The organism is Microcoleus sp. A6-C6 (genome assembly GCF_036705955.1).
Classification (GTDB): Bacteria; Cyanobacteriota; Cyanobacteriia; order Cyanobacteriales; family Microcoleaceae; genus Microcoleus.
Genome location: NZ_JAUBVR010000034.1, coordinates 39,586 through 52,767 on the forward strand (window position 1 = coordinate 39,586; position 13,182 = coordinate 52,767).

Sequence of the window (13,182 nt, forward strand, 5' to 3'; positions counted from 1 at the left end):
ATCGAGCGATCGGGCCATCCGCAAAAGTGCAAAACCTTTCGCTTTTTGGGAAAGGTGGGCTTTCAAGTCCCACCCAGCACTAAGTTCACATTTTCAACAACCGCTAATACTGTTTTAACAGCTATCCACGGTTAAAAGACAGATTTAAAACTGGCTTATTACTAATCACAAACATCAGGTTCACATCAGAAAATGGTGTCCTATACTTGGAGACAAAATGACATGGCACCCGCTACTTACACTAAATTAATTCGATTTTTACAAGAAGATTTGGCAATTTCTCCCGCTTCAATAGCCGTAGCCGAACGTCGCGGCGACAAACAGCGGCAGCGCGATAAAGACCCGAATTCGTTGCCGATGGTTCTGTGGCAGTACGGTTTAGTCACTCTAGACCAGTTGGATAAAATCTTTGATTGGTTGTCCGAAGCATATTAAAAGGATTTTAGATTTTAGATAATAAAATCCAAAATCCAAAATCCTTTAATAACTTAGATTAAGATCCAGCCAAAAGTTTCGCAGCAGCGGCAACGCCGGCACTAGGAGTATAGCCTTCATGGCCCAATTCTTGCAATACGACTTCCAAGGCGGAAATAGCTGCTAGAATATCGCGATCGCACACAAAGCCCAAATGACCGATTCGGAAGATTTTACCTTTCAAATGGTCTTGTCCGTCGGCTAGAGCAATATCAAACTTCTTACTCATCAAAGTCCGCACTTTTTGAGCATCTACAGATTCAGGCGGCATCACCGAAGTAATCGCAGGGCTGGCGCAACCGTCAGCAGCGAATAATGGCAAACCTAAAGCTTTCATTGCCGCGCGAGTAGTTGTCATCAACCGTTTGTGCCGCGCGAAAACGTTTTCTAACCCTTCGGCTTTCATCATCTGCAAAGTTACTTGCAGTCCAAAAAACATATTGACCGGCGGAGTAAAAGGAGTGGTATTTTTGGCAGCGTCTTTGCTATATTTGCCCAAATCCAAATAATAGCGAGGTAGCGTCGCAGTTTTGTAAGCTTTCCAAGCTTTCGGGCTGACGGCCACAAAACCCAAACCAGGGGGAATCATGTAAGCTTTCTGAGAACCAGAAGCAATCACGTCAATTCCCCAAGCGTCCATCGGTACATTCGCAGCACCTAAACTGGTGACAGCATCGACCATGATTAAAGCTTCGCCGTGGGCTTTGACATGGCGGTTGATGGTTTCGAGGTCGTTGAGAACGCCCGTGGAGGTTTCCGAGTGGGTGATGATGACAGCTTTGATTTGCTTCTCTTTATCAGCTTCCAGTTTTTCGCGGAAATTTTCGGGGTCTAATTGTTGGCCCCACTCGGCTTTGATGATTTCGACATTTAAACCGTAGGCTTCTGCGACTTCGGCCCAGCGTTCGCCAAATTTACCATTGGTGCCGACTAAAACTCGATCGCCCGCACTCAAGAAATTAATTATCCCAGCTTCCATCGCGCCGGTACCAGAAACGGTCAAACTCAACACGTCACTTTTGGTTTGGTGCAGCCATTTGAGGTTTTCGGTACATTCTGCAAAAATCGCGTCAAATTCCTTGCTGCGGTGGCCCATCGGGTGTTTAGCCATCGCCAGCAAAGCCGCTTCGGGCACCGGTGTCGGGCCGGGAATCATCAGCATTAATTTGTTGTCCATAATTCTGTCCTAACTTTTTCGGTGGGAGTTAATAGAATAAATCAAAAATTGAAACTTTAAAGTCTGCACTGTGACATACTCCTACGCCAACTGAGTACAGTATGGTGTAGGCTTCTCAGCGACTCCAGCTATTGCTTCGGACATTAACTGAGCTTTAAAGACGGGATGACCCACCGCCCTATTTTTAATCACGATAGCTGCATTATGGTCGCGGTCAAGACTGCATCCACAATTCGGACAGTCGTGCCATCTTTCATGCAGTTTTTTTGGTACTTTTTCACCGCAACTAGAACAATCTTGTGAAGTGTTATGAGCGCTTACTGGGACTACCAACAAACCAGCATTTACGGCTTTATTTGTTAGAATCGACAGAAAGCTTGACCACCCAGCGTCTAACACAGATTTAGCTAGCTTTGTACGAGCAAGTCCTTTAATATTCAAATCTTCAACCGCAACAACGTCATATTTTTTCAAGAGATTGTTGGCAGTTTTAAAATGAAAGTCTTTACGTTTATCAGCTACTTTTTTGTGACAATTCCCTAGCTGTTTAACCGCTTTTTGCCTGCGGTTGCTGCCGTTTTTGCGACGCGAGACTCGCTTCTGAATGGTTCGCAGGCGCTTTTGAGCTTTGCGGTAATGTTGAGGAATTGCCACAGTCTCGTTTTCTGATGTTGTCAAAAAATCCTTCAGCCCAACATCAATTCCAACAATCTTTTGAGGATTGAAATCTGGTTTGATCTCAGGGACTGTGGAATCTTCCAAGCTGAGAGTCACATAGTACCCATCAGCTTTTTTGGTAACAGAGACGGTTTTAATCTTGAATCCATCAGGTATCGAACGGTGTAAAACAACTTTAACTTTTCCGAGCATCGGCAAGTTGATTAAGTTATTTTGTAGACAGCCGTCTTTAACTTGAGGATAAGTAAATGTGCGGTAACGACTACCTGGTTTAAATCTAGGTCTACCACTACGCTTTCCATTGCTATCACCTTTTAAAAAACGCTCAAACGTTACCTTGACTCGCTTAACTGCATCTTGGAGGACTTGAGAATAAATCTCGGCATACCAAGGATGAGTTTTCTTGAGTTGAGGTAACGTTTTTTTCTGGGTGTAGTAATCTGGATTGTCCCGCACTTGGGGCAAATAGCAAATTAGCGGACACGCATTGATGGAACACCGATTTTGTTCGTACCAGTTGAATCGATCTGCCAACAAATAGTTGTATTGTGCACATAACATTGACAACCATCTGTCAATCTCAATGGCTTGTAACTTTGTTGGACGTAATCGATACTGGTAAGAAGTTCTCATTGCGTGATAAATATTTAATCGCAGTCGCCATTTATTAATTAGTGTTAATATACTTGAATACGTTACTTGATGTCAAGTGCCTGAGTGAATATTTTATTCATACAAGTAGCGAGGTTTCTATCCTCAAGTTTCAATTTTTATTGCCAAATCTCAACTGGTGACAGAAATGTTTAAAAAAGTCTATTTAAAAACAAAATAGACCCGTCGAATAAAATAATTTGTTCGTCTCGTCATCCACCCGTTCACCAATCAAAACATAGTTTTGAATTGGTTGACGAGTGGAATCAAGCGCGTCACCGCGCCTTTCATCCCACACTAATCGAAGCGACAAGCGTGTGGGGATTCCCGTCTGGCTAGCTAAGTTTTTTAACTTTTAATTTTTAACTCCCGTAGAGTTAGTTTCATTTAGAGACCAGCGGTATTCTACCGCTAAGTTCGATCGCTGGCAGCTTTGTTCTAATTGCTTTTGAATGGCAAGGGCTTTACGCAGTGTAATAATAAGTTGGTGAACTTGTTGCTGCTGCGGTGATTGTGGACTGACAGCAAACATTGTTTTGCGTTCTAACAATTGAAGTAGCAATTCATAATGAATGTAGGAAGGCAGGGGAATTGGCTCCATGAAAGCTAACATACCTCAGCGAATAGACACCCCATTGCAATTGCATGGGGCATCACAGGTGGACATTAGATGCCTGATTTTTTATCGGTTTGCTAGCCGTACAAAAACCCCAGCTTTGCCGATTTTTCGGGGCTGGGTGCGTTGGTAGCGCTAAATTTGGCGATCGACTAACCAGAGTGAGTAGATTTAATTGGTTTTTTGCCAGCTATTTCTATGAAATCTAGCTGGGGACGCTAATTTTTCATAAATTAAGCGCCTGAGTCGATACAGGCTAGAAATGCTGATTATTTACATACTTAATCAATTTCTATCAGAATTCAGGGGTATTTGTCAAGCGGTCTGGCCTTTTAGATTTGCGGATGAGCCTTGGCTAGGGAGGCTAAAGCAGCGCCCGGATCTGGCTGTTTGACTAGGGATTCGCCGATGAGGACGGCTTGGACTCCGGCGCTGGCCACTCGGTTGAGGTCGTCTGCTGTGTGGATTCCTGACTCGCTGACGGTGAGGATATTTTTTCCTTGGATGTCGGTTTGGCGATCGGCTAATAGTTGACCGGTGGTTTCTAGGCTGACGGAAAAGTTTTCTAGGTTGCGGTTGTTGATGCCGATTAGTTCGACGCCTTGTAGGGTTAATACTCGATCGAGTTCTTCGAGTGTGTGAACTTCGATTAAAGCAGTCATGCCCAATGTCTTGACAATTTTTACAAAGTATTGTAAGTCTTTGTCAGATAGAATGCTGGCAATTAATAATACAGCATCTGCGCCGTGAATCCGAGCGAGATAGATTTGGTAGGGATAGATAATAAACTCTTTGCAAAGTAGCGGCAATTCGACGGCGGCACGGATTTTAGAGAGGTTGTCGAAGCTACCTTGAAAGAACTTTTCATCGGTGAGTACGGAGATGCAGCTAGCGCCGTTTTGTTCGTATGCTTGGGCGATCGCCACGGGGTCGAAATCTTCACGAATTACGCCTTTGCTGGGGGAAGCTTTTTTGACTTCGGCGATGATTGCGGGTGTAGTTTTACCGTTTTTGAGCGCGCCGAGGAAGTCGCGGATGGGCGGTGCAAAGGGGAGTCTTTTGTGAAGTTCGGCTAAGGGCGTGCGATCGCGCTTTTGGGCCACTTCTGCTTCTTTTTGCCAGACGATTTCTTCGAGGATGTGGCGGGGCTCGGAGTCGGGTACGGCGATTTCGTAGCTGAGGTAGAGTACGGAGACTGAGGTGCTGGGCGGACGGCGGCGGATTTGAAGCATGGTAAGGGGGATAAAGGGCGATCGCAACAAGTTTCAACGTATTATATAATGGTTGCAGTGAATCCTCCTAATCTGAGTGCTAATGCGTGTCAGCTAAAGATATTTATCACGATACAGTTAAGCGTGCCCTACAAAAGGATGGCTGGACGATTACTCACGATCCATTTCCCCTTCAAATTGGTCGCAAGCGTTTATCGGCCGACTTGGGTGCAGAACGTCTAATTAATGCTGAAAAAGGAACGGAAAAAATTGTTGTTGAGGTTAAGAGTTTTGTAGGGCGATCGGATGTAAAAGATTTGGAGCAGGCTTTAGGACAGTACATTCTTTACCGCCAAGTGCTTAATGAAATGCAGATAAATCGAAATTTATATCTAGCCATTTCTGAGGAAATTTTTAATAGCGTATTTACCATAGAATTAGGGCAAGTATTATTAAAAAATAATCTTGTTAAACTGCTTGTTTTTGATAAAAAAAGTGAGGCAATACTTCAATGGATACCCGATTGAGATACCAAAAAATCATCAAAACCATACTTCAAGAACACGCTAACTTTCGCAATACTATACCTGACGGATATCAATCTCAACTTTTATTTGATGATGAACGAGGAGGCTACTTAGTCTTGGATATTGGTTGGAATGAGAACAAGTACCTTCACGCTACACCAATCCACATCAATTTAATCGATGGTAAAATCTGGATTCAATATGATGATACCGAAGAAGGAGTGGCTACCGATTTACTAGCAGCAGGAATTCCGAAAGAAGATATTGTACTCGGTTTTCGCCATCCTAGAATACGTGAATATACTGAATTTGGAACGGGTTTTAGTGACAAAGATGAAGGAAATTTTGCTGAATCGGCTGCTGTGGAGTCAGTCTCAGTTACTCGTTGACTTCTTGGCCTAATTCTCTGACAGTCTGAGGTTTGACAATTCTGGCTTGTGCGTCTTTTAGGGCGCTTAACGGGCGATCGGGCGCTGAGGCAGAAACCGGGTTTTTTCAGAAATTTCTAGGTTGATGCGTTTAACATTGATAAAAACCCGGTTTCTAGGCGTGGGAGTGCGTAAATGGCGATCGGGCAATTTCTCAACCGACTTTTAATAGCGTATTTACAATTTATTTGAGAATGTAGAGAGATTTCTAGATTTGTGATATAGTCCCAGCTATAATCAAAACGGTACATCTTCCCACTTGTGGGGAAACCAATTGAATGGAAACGCCAAAGCAAAATTAGTTGGAGCTTTCTATTAATGAACCAGTCACCGGGAAACCTTGAATTTTAGCCCTTGACAAAAGAGCAGATTTTTCCTAGACTATTTTTGGGAGATGCCTCCCGCTTGGATAACGTCATTGCATGACGTTCCAGCAGCAAAGGCAAAACCCTCACCCCCCGCGCCGCAAGGTTAAGGGCGCTAAGTATTCCTGTCTTAGATGATTGGGAGACCATTCTAACCGCAAGAATTAAGTCAAGCTTGCTGCTTGTGCAGCAAAGGCATTCCACCACCGCGCCGCAGGGTTAACGGCAATTCCTAGAAATAGGATCTAAGGCAAATAGGAACTAAAGCAAACCTAGTTGGAGCTTTCTACTAATGCGGAAATCAGAACGAGGGCTCCGACTTCCACCCGCACCGCAGAAATAAATTAAAAACTTCGAGGCTTTTGTGAGTGGAGAAAGCCTAAGTTTTAAATGAGATAAAAAGCTGTAAATAAAAAACCAACTTTGATGGTTAAGTTTTTTAATTAGTTATTAAATAAAAATAAAAATAAAAAAAGCCCCATTAGTACGGGGAAATGTGAAGAGGAATATATAAGTTTTTACGGTTAGCCCAGAAAAGCAGAGATCGGGCTTATCCTAGTAATGTTTAGTTATGGCAGATGAGTGTAGTCAATTGGGAAAATCACCAAGTTGGGGATGAGATCGACAAACTATTAGCACCGATTGATATAAATCACCTCGTCACCCAACATTTAGAATCCTGTAATTACAAAATAAAAGGCTACTGGGATAACAATAATAAGTTCTATGAAGAGATTGCTTTTATTTATCCCATCTGTGCTGAGTTGATCGGGCGATCGCTCGGCACAAACATGATCGACAACCATTCCACTTCTCACTGGATCAAGCTTAAATTTTTACTCAAAGCTGATTTATCTGCTGGCGAAAACAACTTAGTTAGCGATGATGACGATGAGGAAATTGGCGAATTAACTCTGATTTTAGATACGAATCAGACAGTTATTGATGAAAACTGGCTGATTGATGTCGAATCTCCCTTTGTTGTTGCCAAAAGTCAGCCGGATTTGCAGCATTCTGCTTAAAGTACGCGCGAGGGAAGCTATCCTGAGCATTAATCGCCCTTTTCACCAGATCCCAATACAATGCTATAATCCCATAAAGCCAATCAACAGCGCGATTACAGCTCATGGATAAACTAGAGCATTCCGACTTACAAACTCAGCAGCCATTGGAAGAAACATTTTTAGAACTTGCAGAAAAATGGCGTTATGACACAGAAATGTTCTCTTCACCCACCAAAAAATTAAATCATCCTGCTTACCAAAAAATTATTAGCATCGGTAAACCCGTTATCCCGCTGATTCTGCGTGAACTTGAGCGACAACCCGATCATTGGTTTATGGCCCTTACCGCGATCGCAAAGCAAGATCCAGTTGGCCCTGAAGATAACTTTAAACAAGCCGTTGAAGCTTGGTTGCAGTGGGGTAGGGAGCAAAAATTAATTTAGATGCAGTCTGTTTCATTAGAAATCCGTTTCCCCAACCTCCGAAACACTACATACAGCGTAGAAAGTCCAAGAACACCTGATTATAACTGTGTTGCTTGGGCTGCTGGCGTGTGCGATCGCCCTTGGTGGCCCATCTCTCAACGTCCTTATTACTGGCCTGAAGAACCGCCAATTGAATCTTTACCAGCTTTCATAAGTGCTTTTCAAACTTTAGGATATCAGATTTGTGAGAGCAGTAATCCCGAAGTCGCTTTTGAAAAAGTAGCAATTTATGTAGATGAAGATGAAATCCCAACACACATGGCTAGGCAGATTTCTTCGGGAGATTGGACAAGTAAATGTGGAGATTTGGAGGACATCATTCATACTCTAGAAGGGCTAGAGGGTTCATATCAAGCCTATGGAAAAGTGGCTTGTGTAATGAAAAGACCAATATTGGTAAAATAGTAGTTATTACTGAATTACTATAAAGTACGCGCTGTAGCTATCCCGCAAGGAATCGCCCTCTCACTTAAACCTTAACCGCTTGCTGCGATTTAGTTTCCATAGCCTGCCACGCTTTCGATGCCGCCTCAACTACGCTTATCCACCCAGAAGAGTTAATATAATCCTCATCAGAAGCTTCTGTCCCCAACACCTCAAAAACTAAATCTATAGCCTGACAAACTGCTGCCATCAAACGGGCTTCTTTTTCATTTTCAATAATTACTCCGATTGCCGCATCAGGATTTTCTGCCAATACTGTATCGTCATACAGAAAATGAACCGCCTCATCAAAACTATCGTACTCGATTCCTGGCGGATAATCGCCCTCTAGCCAAGCTTTATGCTGATATTCTCGATCGCTCAAACTGCGGAGAGTATCTAATAACTCTTCTCTCATTTTCGGATATTGTACCATACAACTTTCTCCTGTACTAAGGTGCGTACCAGGTTTGCCACTGCAACCATTCATCTAAGACCATAGGTAATTTTTATCACCTTAATATTTTTTGATAAGACAAGCTATATTATCCATATGTCTGATTTGACATATAATCTAAAAAAACCTAAAATATAGATGGTAGATTTGGAAAGCACACCCCTTGTCTGGCTTAGTGGGGAAGTAAAAACACCGCCTTTTTCTAGTGAGGCGCGTATTCAAGCCGGATTTTTCCTGCGAAAGCTACAGGATGGCGAAAGCCTATCCATGCCTTTCTCTCGCCCTATGCCAAGCATCGGAGCTCATTGTCACGAGATCCGTCTAGCCGATTCAGGGACAAGCAAGGATTGGCGCATCATTTATCGAATAGACGTAGATGCTATCATTATACTCGATGTCTTTAACAAAACTACGAACAAAACACCGGATTTTATCATTGAAAAATGTAAAAAACGGTTGAAACAATACGACCAAATTTGAATTGATATCAGGAAGGTATTTTTATGGACACAGCTAAACGCCAACGCCTACAAGCAGCAGGATGGACTATCGGAACAGCAGAGGAATTTCTAGGACTTTCAGCAGAAGAAACAGCCTTCATAGAAATGAAACTTGCACTGAGTAAAGCCATCAAACAAAACCGGATTAACCAACAGATGACTCAGCACGATCTTGCCCAAAAAATAAAGTCTAGCCAGTCAAGAGTTGCTAAAATAGAAGCTGGCGATCCTTCCGCTTCCCTCGATCTCCTGATTCGCACCTTGCTTACCTTCGGTGCTACACGCCAAGACATTGCTGAGGTAATTCTTAACAGTGGTTCCTCACAAATATCTCATGTTAACTGAATTACTAAAAGTACGCACCAGCGTTCGCTTTCGCGTTCCCCTAGGGTAGCTATCCCGTCGGGAATTGCACTTTAACTTAAACCTTAACCGCCGCCCATCTACCAGCCCCCCAACCAAGATAGCAGGCATTCAGGGCGCTCCACTTCCGCAAATTCCTAACCTTTGGTAGATGCAGATTCCATCCCTTTGACATATAATCTGACTTGACCTATTGACTAAAACTATTGTGAATACAACAGAAAAAATCACCGATGTTTGGAGTAAAATCCAGGCAATGGCCAATGATTTCCTGATTTTATTACCGAATATTGTACTAGCACTGATTGTTTTCGCAATTTTCTTTTTTATTGGCAGAACCCTGAAACGGGCAGTCAGAAAACTAACCAGCGCTCACCGTCAAGCTCGCAATTTAGGATTAGTGCTGGGACGACTAGCACAAGGAGCAACCGTTCTTACAGGATTGTTTATTGCTCTGTCGGTGGTCATTCCCTCCATCAAAGCCAACGATCTTATTCAGCTATTGGGAATTAGTGGTGTGGCGATCGGGTTTGCGTTTCGCGATATCCTGCAAAATTTTCTGGCGGGTGTTTTGATCCTGCTGACTGAACCTTTCCACATTGACGATCAAATTGTATTCAAAGACTTTGAGGGAACTGTAGAAAATATTCAAACGCGGGCGACGATAATAAAAACCTATGATGGTAGGCGGATTGTAATTCCGAACTCGGAACTATTTACTAACTCTGTAATCGTGAACACAGCCTTTGAAAATCGCCGTTTGCAGTATGACATTGGCATTGGCTATGGCGATGATATTGATACTGCCAAACAATTAATTTTAGAGGCAATTCATGAAGTCGATGGAGTGCTGAAAGATCCGGCTCCCGATGCGATCGTCGTAGAATTAGCCGGTAGCAGTGTTAACATTCGAGCCCGCTGGTGGGTGCAGCCGCCTCGCCGTGCCGAACTCTTAGATTTTCAAGACCGCGTATTAACTAAGATTAAAAATAAGCTAGTAGCAAATGGGATCGATCTGCCCTTCCCAACTCAGCAGATTTTGTTCCACGATCAGACAGAAGACACAGATGGCGATCGCAAACGTCAACGAGAAGGCTGGCCCGCCGGACAAGCTGAAGTTCCCAAATCCCGCAGTATCAGCTACGCCCTCAGACAACTTGCCGCAATCGAGTCTAAACGCAATAAATCTGAGGATGGCCAAGTAATTTCCAACAATAAATATACTGAGGGGAACGATCGGTGAAAAATACGAAGTTCAGCAACTATTGGGATTCCTTAAATTCGAGTTTCTGGTTTGTGCCAACCGTCATGGTTTTTTTGGCGATCGCACTTTCGTTTCTCACCATCGGGATTGACCAAAATCAAAAAACCAACCTGATTGGAGAATTGGGTTGGGCCTATACTCTCGGCCCTAGCGGATCGCGCGCCATTCTTTCTGCGATCGCCAGTTCAATGATGAGCGTTGCAACCACTGCTTTTTCAATTACGATCGTTGCCCTTCAGCTTGCATCTTCCCAGTTTGGCCCTCGCTTGCTGCGTAACTTCATGCAAGACAAAGGAAACCAAATTGTCCTGGGAACTTTCATTTCTACATTTGTGTATAGCTTGATGGTGCTGCGAACCATCAATGGGTCAGAAAAAAATGAGTTTGTCCCCCACTTGGCGGTAACTTGCGGCATCGGTTTGGCGATCGCCAGCATTGGCGTATTAATTTACTTTATTCATCATTCTGCCTCATCGATTCAGGTAGATCACGTAATTAAATTAGTTGGTGACGAACTCGATCGCGCGATCGATCGACTGTTTCCCAAAAATATTGGTGCCAGCAAATCCCAAAACAAACAGCCAGACAACCAATCGGATATTGCCGCTGACATTCCAGCTAATTTCGATCGAGATGCCCGTCCAATTAAAGCAATCAATGGCGGTTACATTCAAGCCATTAATAATTACGAACTAATGCAAATTGCGAGCGAGCATAACCTGTTGCTACAAATTCTCCAACGCCCCGGTCGCTTTATTGTCGAAGGAATTGAGCTCGCACAAGTCTTTCCCGGAAAAGAGGTAAACGAGCAACTTGTATCCAAGATTAACGATGCCTTTCTGATTGGCTCACAGCGTACAGAAATGCAGGATGTGGAGTTTTCGATCGACCAACTCGTTGAGATTGCAGTACGGGCTCTTTCCCCAGGAATCAACGATCCGTTTACGGCTATCCGCTGTATTGACCAACTTAGTGCAGCCCTTTGTCGTTTAACCCAAAGAGAGATTCCCTCTCCCTACCGCTACGACGACAGCAACCAGTTGCGGATGATTGCTGAACCCATCGCCTTTGCAGATGTGATGGATGCAGCCTTTAACCAAATTCGACAGAATGGAAAATCGAATGTAGCTGTCACCATGCGCTTGCTAGAGGCGATCGCAGTTGTGGCGCGTTTCACCGATCGAACCACACACCGAAAAGCGCTCAGGCGACACGCAGATTTGACCGATCGCGCCAGCCAGCAGGCAAATTTTGATGAATTAGATCACAAAGATATTCAAGAGCGATATTTAGCAGCATTAAAAGCTATTAAGCAGGAATAAGCTAGGAGAAAAAATTTGGTAATTTGTAATTATGACAAGCCCTTCAAATTACCACTTTCCCTTCTTCCTCTGCCATCAAAGCAAAATTCCGCAGATTTTCCCCAACAAAATATCCACTTTCTTTGACAAAATCGCCGCCGCAAGTCACCGGAATTCTTTCCTGATAAGCTTTCAGCGCCAAAATCAAATCATTGTCTTGCAATTCGAGATAGATTTTCTGCAACTTACCCACCACAAATCCCATCATTGCAACTTTACCAATTTCCTCTCCTGCTTGGCGATCGACTTTGACAATAAATCCTTGAATTTCAGTATTTTCTAAACAAGTAATTAAATCGCTTAAAATCTCTAATTGAGAACGCTTTTCTGTCAGTTCCAGCTTTTTGACAGCATCTCCCATCCTAGCTGGATAATCCGCAAAATCCCGCGTCAGAGGCAATCCGATATCAAACAACTCTCCCGCCTCATTTTTCTTGACCCAAATCGCCCCTTTATTGTCATAAATTCGGCTGTGTTCTTGCCAGCCATGTTTTTGTAAATATGCTATGATTACATTGACATCTAAATTCTTAAAAACTTCAAAATCCCGTACAGTTACTTTCATGGGATATCTCCTTGGCTAATGCGCTGCATAATGGACTGTAGAGCCTCTGCTGTAAACTGATTGTTGCGGGGCAACTCAACAGTCACGCGACTGGTATTTTGAGTTTCCGGCATTCCCCGCAAAGATAACCAGTAGGCACAATGCCTGAGCAACATTTCCTGTTCTGACTGTTGTATCCATTCCCCGATATTTTCCGGTACTAACACCACAACTAACAGGCGGGGAATAAAGGCAGTTACTCTCAAGTCGTTATAATTTTTGACATTGAGCGGATATCGAACACATTGGGCATTGAGTACATCTCTTGACGTACATTTTAACTGCAATTCGAGACGGTGTGGCTGTACTGGATCGCGATCGACAGCCTTGATACAGAGGTCAACACTATCATAATCATTTTCTGGTTGATCTACCGAACAGCCAGCGACTGCTGCCACAGCGCGGACGTAAGCTTTACTAAATTGTTCTTTTCGCTGATTTAGTTCCATTTAAACACAATTATCAAAAAGGGGCGATCGCGATCGCTAGCGAGTATTATACAGCTCGCGAGCGGGGACGCTCGCACTGTAAAAAAATGGTTTTTGCAAAAATGAGATGCTCCCAACAAACACATCAAACTATCAGCCTCCTGTC

The 13,182-nt window shown here is 43.4% G+C and carries 17 protein-coding genes; 10 read left to right on the plus strand and 7 right to left on the minus strand.

The annotated features are described in order from the left end of the window. Positions 1-222: 222 nt before the first annotated feature. Complete coding sequence (locus QUB52_RS15510; RefSeq protein WP_265239307.1) at positions 223-435, plus strand: DUF2949 domain-containing protein; 213 nt, start codon at positions 223-225, stop codon at positions 433-435. Between the two features lie 58 nt (positions 436-493). On the opposite strand, the gene QUB52_RS15515 is transcribed toward QUB52_RS15510, so the two are convergent. From QUB52_RS15515 to trpC, 4 genes are all read right to left on the minus strand, one after another. Continuing rightward, positions 494-1,651 (minus strand): pyridoxal-phosphate-dependent aminotransferase family protein, encoded by a 1,158-nt coding sequence (locus QUB52_RS15515; RefSeq protein ID WP_332973325.1) that lies wholly within the window; start codon positions 1,649-1,651, stop codon positions 494-496. 81 nt (positions 1,652-1,732) lie between these two features. Further along, positions 1,733-2,962, minus strand: coding sequence for an RNA-guided endonuclease InsQ/TnpB family protein (locus QUB52_RS15520; RefSeq protein WP_332976208.1), 1,230 nt, complete (start codon positions 2,960-2,962; stop codon positions 1,733-1,735). 373 nt (positions 2,963-3,335) lie between these two features. Continuing rightward, the gene (locus QUB52_RS15525) at positions 3,336-3,581 is read right to left on the minus strand and encodes a DUF5340 domain-containing protein (RefSeq protein WP_106333603.1); all 246 of its coding nucleotides are present in this window, start codon (positions 3,579-3,581) and stop codon (positions 3,336-3,338) included. Positions 3,582-3,928: 347 nt separating this feature from the next. Further along, positions 3,929-4,828, minus strand: a complete 900-nt coding sequence (gene trpC, locus QUB52_RS15530) for an indole-3-glycerol phosphate synthase TrpC (protein ID WP_332973327.1) — start codon at positions 4,826-4,828, stop codon at positions 3,929-3,931. Between the two features lie 86 nt (positions 4,829-4,914). Between trpC and QUB52_RS15535 the strand changes: the two genes are divergently transcribed. The 5 genes from QUB52_RS15535 to QUB52_RS15555 all read left to right on the plus strand — a co-directional run bounded on the left by QUB52_RS15535 (position 4,915) and on the right by QUB52_RS15555 (position 8,021). After that, the gene (locus QUB52_RS15535) at positions 4,915-5,334 is read left to right on the plus strand and encodes an element excision factor XisH family protein (protein ID WP_332973328.1); all 420 of its coding nucleotides are present in this window, start codon (positions 4,915-4,917) and stop codon (positions 5,332-5,334) included. Next, a complete protein-coding gene (locus tag QUB52_RS15540; RefSeq protein ID WP_332973329.1) occupies positions 5,319-5,723 on the plus strand; it encodes a XisI protein in 405 nt (134 codons plus the stop codon). Before QUB52_RS15535 ends, QUB52_RS15540 begins: the two co-directional genes overlap by 16 nt. A 982-nt stretch (positions 5,724-6,705) precedes the next feature. Continuing rightward, positions 6,706-7,149, plus strand: coding sequence for a hypothetical protein (locus QUB52_RS15545; RefSeq protein WP_332973330.1), 444 nt, complete (start codon positions 6,706-6,708; stop codon positions 7,147-7,149). Between the two features lie 146 nt (positions 7,150-7,295). Further along, complete coding sequence (locus tag QUB52_RS15550) at positions 7,296-7,574, plus strand: hypothetical protein (RefSeq protein WP_332973331.1); 279 nt, start codon at positions 7,296-7,298, stop codon at positions 7,572-7,574. After that, positions 7,575-8,021: a DUF7689 domain-containing protein gene (locus QUB52_RS15555; protein ID WP_332973332.1), complete on the plus strand. Its 447-nt coding sequence runs from the start codon at positions 7,575-7,577 to the stop codon at positions 8,019-8,021. It begins immediately after the preceding gene. A 64-nt stretch (positions 8,022-8,085) separates the two neighbouring features. On the opposite strand, the gene QUB52_RS15560 is transcribed toward QUB52_RS15555, so the two are convergent. Then, positions 8,086-8,475 (minus strand): SCO4402 family protein, encoded by a 390-nt coding sequence (locus QUB52_RS15560; protein ID WP_332973334.1) that lies wholly within the window; start codon positions 8,473-8,475, stop codon positions 8,086-8,088. A gap of 159 nt (positions 8,476-8,634) precedes the next feature. On the opposite strand from QUB52_RS15560, the gene QUB52_RS15565 reads away from it, so the two are divergent. The 4 genes from QUB52_RS15565 to QUB52_RS15580 all read left to right on the plus strand — a co-directional run bounded on the left by QUB52_RS15565 (position 8,635) and on the right by QUB52_RS15580 (position 11,945). Next, positions 8,635-8,976, plus strand: coding sequence for a type II toxin-antitoxin system RelE/ParE family toxin (locus tag QUB52_RS15565; RefSeq protein WP_332973335.1), 342 nt, complete (start codon positions 8,635-8,637; stop codon positions 8,974-8,976). Between the two features lie 23 nt (positions 8,977-8,999). Then, positions 9,000-9,341, plus strand: a complete 342-nt coding sequence (locus QUB52_RS15570) for a helix-turn-helix transcriptional regulator (RefSeq protein ID WP_332973337.1) — start codon at positions 9,000-9,002, stop codon at positions 9,339-9,341. Between the two features lie 226 nt (positions 9,342-9,567). Beyond that, the gene (locus QUB52_RS15575) at positions 9,568-10,602 is read left to right on the plus strand and encodes a mechanosensitive ion channel family protein (RefSeq protein ID WP_332973338.1); all 1,035 of its coding nucleotides are present in this window, start codon (positions 9,568-9,570) and stop codon (positions 10,600-10,602) included. Continuing rightward, positions 10,599-11,945 (plus strand): DUF2254 domain-containing protein, encoded by a 1,347-nt coding sequence (locus QUB52_RS15580; RefSeq protein WP_332973339.1) that lies wholly within the window; start codon positions 10,599-10,601, stop codon positions 11,943-11,945. Before QUB52_RS15575 ends, QUB52_RS15580 begins: the two co-directional genes overlap by 4 nt. A gap of 43 nt (positions 11,946-11,988) precedes the next feature. On the opposite strand, the gene QUB52_RS15585 is transcribed toward QUB52_RS15580, so the two are convergent. After that, positions 11,989-12,549: a hypothetical protein gene (locus QUB52_RS15585; protein WP_332973340.1), complete on the minus strand. Its 561-nt coding sequence runs from the start codon at positions 12,547-12,549 to the stop codon at positions 11,989-11,991. Beyond that, a complete protein-coding gene (locus QUB52_RS15590) occupies positions 12,546-13,037 on the minus strand; it encodes a DUF4365 domain-containing protein (protein WP_265235314.1) in 492 nt (163 codons plus the stop codon). The genes QUB52_RS15585 and QUB52_RS15590 overlap by 4 nt, the downstream gene beginning before the upstream one ends. Positions 13,038-13,182: the final 145 nt, after the last annotated feature.

Excerpts from the sequence above, each read along its gene's own strand:
- trpC (WP_332973327.1), bottom strand. The coding sequence starts at position 4,828 with ATGCTTCAAATCCGCCGCCGTCCGCCCAGCACCTCAGTCTCCGTACTC.
- QUB52_RS15510 (WP_265239307.1), top strand. The coding sequence starts at position 223 with ATGGCACCCGCTACTTACACTAAATTAATTCGATTTTTACAAGAAGAT.
- QUB52_RS15525 (WP_106333603.1), bottom strand. The coding sequence starts at position 3,581 with ATGGAGCCAATTCCCCTGCCTTCCTACATTCATTATGAATTGCTACTT.
- QUB52_RS15520 (WP_332976208.1), bottom strand. The coding sequence starts at position 2,962 with ATGAGAACTTCTTACCAGTATCGATTACGTCCAACAAAGTTACAAGCC.
- QUB52_RS15590 (WP_265235314.1), bottom strand. The coding sequence starts at position 13,037 with ATGGAACTAAATCAGCGAAAAGAACAATTTAGTAAAGCTTACGTCCGC.
- QUB52_RS15565 (WP_332973335.1), top strand. The coding sequence starts at position 8,635 with ATGGTAGATTTGGAAAGCACACCCCTTGTCTGGCTTAGTGGGGAAGTA.
- QUB52_RS15555 (WP_332973332.1), top strand. The coding sequence starts at position 7,575 with ATGCAGTCTGTTTCATTAGAAATCCGTTTCCCCAACCTCCGAAACACT.
- QUB52_RS15585 (WP_332973340.1), bottom strand. The coding sequence starts at position 12,549 with ATGAAAGTAACTGTACGGGATTTTGAAGTTTTTAAGAATTTAGATGTC.
- QUB52_RS15540 (WP_332973329.1), top strand. The coding sequence starts at position 5,319 with ATGGATACCCGATTGAGATACCAAAAAATCATCAAAACCATACTTCAA.
- QUB52_RS15545 (WP_332973330.1), top strand. The coding sequence starts at position 6,706 with ATGAGTGTAGTCAATTGGGAAAATCACCAAGTTGGGGATGAGATCGAC.
- QUB52_RS15515 (WP_332973325.1), bottom strand. The coding sequence starts at position 1,651 with ATGGACAACAAATTAATGCTGATGATTCCCGGCCCGACACCGGTGCCC.
- QUB52_RS15570 (WP_332973337.1), top strand. The coding sequence starts at position 9,000 with ATGGACACAGCTAAACGCCAACGCCTACAAGCAGCAGGATGGACTATC.
- QUB52_RS15560 (WP_332973334.1), bottom strand. The coding sequence starts at position 8,475 with ATGGTACAATATCCGAAAATGAGAGAAGAGTTATTAGATACTCTCCGC.